This window comes from Streptomyces candidus (assembly GCF_014207445.1).
GTDB lineage: Bacteria > Actinomycetota > Actinomycetes > Streptomycetales > Streptomycetaceae > Streptomyces > Streptomyces candidus.
Genome location: NZ_JACHEM010000052.1, coordinates 1 through 4346 on the forward strand (window position 1 = coordinate 1; position 4346 = coordinate 4346).

Genomic DNA, 4346 nt, shown 5'->3' on the forward strand with positions numbered 1-4346 from the left:
AGGATCATGGAAGTTCAGGAAAAAGCCTGGTCAGAGACCCCTTTCCGCTATGCGATCCGGTCCAATGCTGGTAGTATTGAGCTTGTTGGAAGGGGGTGGCACCCCGGACAACGGGAACCACTCGAAACCACACCGGAGGCAAACACCATGACCACCACTCAGCGCAGGGAATGGACCGAGGGTGACCGTGTCCAGGTGTCGAGCGAATACGCGATCAACACAAATGGCTGGGCCGGGACCGTTCGCAAGGGCACTACTGGGGACTGGGGTTGGATCGTAGGGGTCGAGCTGGATCGCCTTCATGGCTACATCTCCTGGCGCACCCCGGACGAGTTGATCCCGGAGCCGTCCGACGTCGGCGCGTAAGCCCGAAGGGGTGACCTAGAGGTAACCCCTTCGCATTCCGCCGGGGCGGCGGATGGCACTGCCGCCCCGGCCACTCGAAACCCACCGCAACGAAAGGGCTGGCCATCATGGACCTGCTGACTATCGACCCCCGCGACACCGTCACCTACCGCGACCGGAAGTACCCGATGCCGCAGGGGCTGGCCCCCTACGGGCGGAGCGCCACCGGGGCGGAAGTGGTGGCCGCCACCATCGTGGCGCGGCTGGGTCTGAGCGGGCACCGGGTCGAGGACTCTCGATACATCGAGGAGGAGGCCGGTTCCGCCCGGTGGCCGAGGATCTTGGATGCTCAGGGGTCGCGGGCCATGCGCATCGAGTGCACTGCCGACGGCCGAGCCGTGGCGTGGCGATACGACCGTTTCGCGGTCAGCCTCAACGAGGCGTGGGCGGTCACCGTCGACGGCCGGTCGTTGCCGGTCGATCTCAGTAGCTACTTCCGAGCGCATGAGACCTACGCCCGGCTTGCCTGGATCGCGCACCGTGAGATTCGGGGATGGTGAATCAAGAAAACCCTGGTCAGGCCCCCTTTGTACTTCCGAATCCGGCTCAATACTGGTAGTATTGAGCTTGTTGGAAGGGGTTGGCACCCCGTCCGGCGTCACCACTCGAAACCCACCGAGGAGCACCCAATGCGCGCACTCATCGAGACCTTCCGGACCATCCGCGCCCGCCACCGCGCGGCCCGCCGGGCGGGGCTGCGGTCGTACACCGTGGTTCTGGACTGGGTGATCAAGGAGTACTCCGATCACGACTACGCGCCCGAGATCGTCACCGTCCGTGCCTCCTCCCCGCTGGCCGCCGAGATGAACGCGCTGCTCGACACCGCGAGGGGTCACGCCAAGCGCACCGGCCAGTTCGAGGGGCTGGAGGGTCGCGCGCTCCTGCTCGCCGCCAGCAACCACCTGACGGTCGTCGCCACCTTCGACGGCGCGCACAGCCCCGTTCACTCCGACCACTTCTGATCCGCCCGGCCGGGGCGGCGGATGGCACCGCCGCCCCGGCCCCACTCGAAACCCGTACGCACGAAGAGAGGCACCCCGTGAGCACCATGACCGGCACCGTCTACACCCGCACTCAGGCGATCAAGGACCGCGCGCTGATCGAGGCCGACCCCGGCATTGCCGCCGAGGCCGAGTTCCCGGCCCCGGTGGCCATGACCGAGGCCGTCTACGCGGACTGCGTTGCCGTGCCCGAGGCGTATGCGTGGGACACCGGAATCCGGCTGGACGAGGCCGAGCGGCAGTGGGACCTGCTGAGCACCGCATCCCGTGCGATCAGGGCGGCCGCAGGCTCCGGGCGTCCGGCCCGGCTGGCGTTTACCTCTTACCGGGTCCCGGTCGACGGCCGCACCCGTGACCCGCAGCGCGTGACGCTGGTGGCCGAGGCGTCGCCCGGTGACAACGGCGAGCGCGTGATCACGATCATGCGCCCCAGCGAGCACCTGCCGCAGTGAAGCCCCGGCCGGGGCGGCGGATGGCGCCGCCGCCCCGGCCCCACTCGAAACCCCGTACCGATCACCGAATGGAGGCCCGTAACGCCCGGCCCGGACGGTTCTCCCGTCCGGGCCGGGCATCCGGGCCCCGGCGCGGGGGCGCGACGGCTGCCCGCCGGTGCCTCCGCTCCTGCGCCGGCCGAGGGAGCGCGCCATCCCGGGCGACGGCCGCACCGTTTCGGCGACGGCGGCTGCGCCTGCCGACTGGGTGCCCCGCTCCGCAGGCGGGCCGTCGTTCAATGCTGGCCCCGCCGTGGCGGACGACCCCAAGCGGCTGGCAAGCGGGAGCGTGGACTGGATACCTCTAAAAGACCATGGAAGTCCTGAAAAAGCCTGGTCAGACCCCTTCCCCTGCTAGATAATCCGGCTAAACCCTGGTAGTATTGAGCTTGTTGGAAGGGGGTGGCACCCCGCCGACACCACCACTCGAAACCCGTACGACGAAAGGCATGAACGTGACCGTGACGCAGGCCGAGCAGACAGAACAGACCCCCGAGAACGAGACGGCAGAACCGGCGATCTTCGGCCGTCTGGTGGCGATCGACCCGCTCGACTTCGACCCCGACGGCGGGACGGAGAAGCTGGTCATCGTCGACCCGTACAACCACCGCAAGAAGCGCGAGGAGGGTGATACCACCGAGCCCGACGCGGCCCTTATCGCCAGCGTCGAGGAGGTCGGCGTTCAGCAGGCGATCATCCTGCGCCCCCAGGAGGGCGAGCGGGACGGACAGCTCGGCATCGTGATCGGCCAGCGCCGCAGCCTGGCCGCGTACCGGGTCGCCAGCGCGGCCGCGCAGGAAGGCCGCGAGTACCGGAAGATCCCGGCGATCATCCGCGACGATCTGCGCGGCGTCGATGACGAGGCGCTGACCGTCTCGATGGTGGAGAACCTGCACCGTCGCCAGGCGAGCGCGCAGGACGACGTGGACGCCGCCGAGCAGCTCGCCCTTCTGGTCAAGGCCAAGAAGGTGCCCAAGGCCCGGAAGCGCAGCCTGGCCGCCGCCATCGGCCGCACCGAGGAGGAGCTGGACGCAGCCCACAAGGTCGCGCAGATGGACGCGGAGACCCTCGAAGACCTCCGGGACGAGGAGATCGAATTCGACTGGGTCGAGCTGGGCGACTACGACGAGGTCAAGGACGTGTCCAACGCTCAGGTCACGCTCATGCGGGCCAAGGCCAAGGACGAGCAGGAGGGCAACACCAAGCGGGGCGCGTGGAAAACCGCCATGCAGGAACTGCGCGCCAAAAAGGCGCGGACCGAGCGGATCGAGACCCTGAAGGCCGAACTGGCCGAGAAGAAGGCCACCACCGTCCACTGGGTGTGGAACTGGTCCTACAGCGCCGCCCGGCCACTGGAGGAGCTGGTCAGTGCGATCGGAAACCCGATGAGCGAGCAGGGGCACAGCGAGACCTGCGAGGGGCACGCCGCCACGATCGACCCCGACGCGGCCGAGGTGGTGTGGCTGTGCGTCGACTGGAAGAAGCACGGCCACCGGATCGCCGGGGCCGCCCAGGGCGACGACAGCGACGACGAGCCCGACGAGGAGGAGGCCGCCAAGGCCGAGGCCGTGCGCGAGGAGCGCCGCCGCGTGAAGGTGAACAACCTCGCGTGGAGGACGGCCCGAGCGGGCCGGGAGGCCCACATCGCGGACATGTGCAAGGACAAGGGCGAGGCCCCGGCCGACGTCAAGGACCTGATCATGCGGACGCTCCTCGTCAGTGATGGGCACTACGTCCACTACGTCGGGAGCCAGGAGCACGGGGCGATGCTGGCGAAGTTCCTGGGGGACGAGCGGCTCACCCGTCACCCGAAGGACGTGATCAGCTCGCTGATCAAGAAGACCGCGAGCAGGCGGTATTGGTGGGTTCTGTTCGCGCACGTGGCGGGCTACTTCGAGGCCGAGCACATGAAGGACGACGCATGGCGCGGGGAGCCCCACTACCACCACGGCCCCTCGGTGCGCGGCCGGATCAGGCCCGCGACCGCCGAGTGGATCAGCTTCCTGAAGCACCACGGGTACGGCGTGACGGAGGTCGAGGCGGAGACGGTGGCCACCGCCGAGCAGGAAGCCGAGGCCGAGGCCGAGCGCAGGGCCGAGCAGGAGCGGCAGCGCGAGGAGCGGGAAGCGGCCAGGGCCGCCGCCAAGGAGGCAGAGGAGGACGAGGACGACGACGAGGACGAGGAAGGTGACGAGTCCGGCTCAGGGGCCGAGTTCGACGACACCAGCGAGGACGAGGACGAGCCGGAAGGGGACGAGGACGGGTCCGCCGAGGGCGACCAGGAGGAAGCCGACGAGGAGTAACAGCGACACCAGGCAGGACCGTTGACGGTCCTGCCCCGGCCGGGGCGGCGGGTGGCACCCCCCCCCCCGCCCCACACGAAACCCCCTACCGATAACCGAAATGAGGCCCCTAACGCCCCGCCCGGACGGTTCTCCCGGCCGGGCCG

At 69.0% G+C, this 4346-nt stretch carries 5 protein-coding genes; all 5 read left to right on the forward strand.

The window, feature by feature from the left end; translation table 11 throughout:
• A partial coding sequence (locus HNQ79_RS33380; protein ID WP_221508378.1) for a hypothetical protein occupies window positions 1-366 on the forward strand: 366 nt, incomplete at its 5' end.
• Between the two features lie 107 nt (window positions 367-473).
• The gene (locus tag HNQ79_RS32995) at window positions 474-905 is read left to right on the forward strand and encodes a hypothetical protein (protein ID WP_185036671.1); all 432 of its coding nucleotides are present in this window, start codon (window positions 474-476) and stop codon (window positions 903-905) included.
• 129 nt (window positions 906-1034) lie between these two features.
• Window positions 1035-1367 carry a hypothetical protein gene (locus HNQ79_RS33000; protein WP_185036672.1) on the forward strand — a complete coding sequence of 111 codons (333 nt, stop codon included), beginning with the start codon at window positions 1035-1037 and terminating at the stop codon, window positions 1365-1367.
• 86 nt (window positions 1368-1453) lie between these two features.
• A complete protein-coding gene (locus HNQ79_RS33005; protein WP_221508379.1) occupies window positions 1454-1858 on the forward strand; it encodes a DUF6573 family protein in 405 nt (134 codons plus the stop codon).
• 488 nt (window positions 1859-2346) lie between these two features.
• Window positions 2347-4200: a ParB/RepB/Spo0J family partition protein gene (locus tag HNQ79_RS33010; protein WP_185036674.1), complete on the forward strand. Its 1854-nt coding sequence runs from the start codon at window positions 2347-2349 to the stop codon at window positions 4198-4200.
• Window positions 4201-4346: the final 146 nt, after the last annotated feature.

What these genes read in the sequence shown, in the direction of transcription:
- HNQ79_RS32995 (WP_185036671.1), top strand. Translation starts at nt 474, where the DNA reads ATGGACCTGCTGACTATCGACCCCCGCGACACCGTCACCTACCGCGAC.
- HNQ79_RS33000 (WP_185036672.1), top strand. Translation starts at nt 1,035, where the DNA reads ATGCGCGCACTCATCGAGACCTTCCGGACCATCCGCGCCCGCCACCGC.
- HNQ79_RS33005 (WP_221508379.1), top strand. Translation starts at nt 1,454, where the DNA reads ATGACCGGCACCGTCTACACCCGCACTCAGGCGATCAAGGACCGCGCG.
- HNQ79_RS33010 (WP_185036674.1), top strand. Translation starts at nt 2,347, where the DNA reads ATGAACGTGACCGTGACGCAGGCCGAGCAGACAGAACAGACCCCCGAG.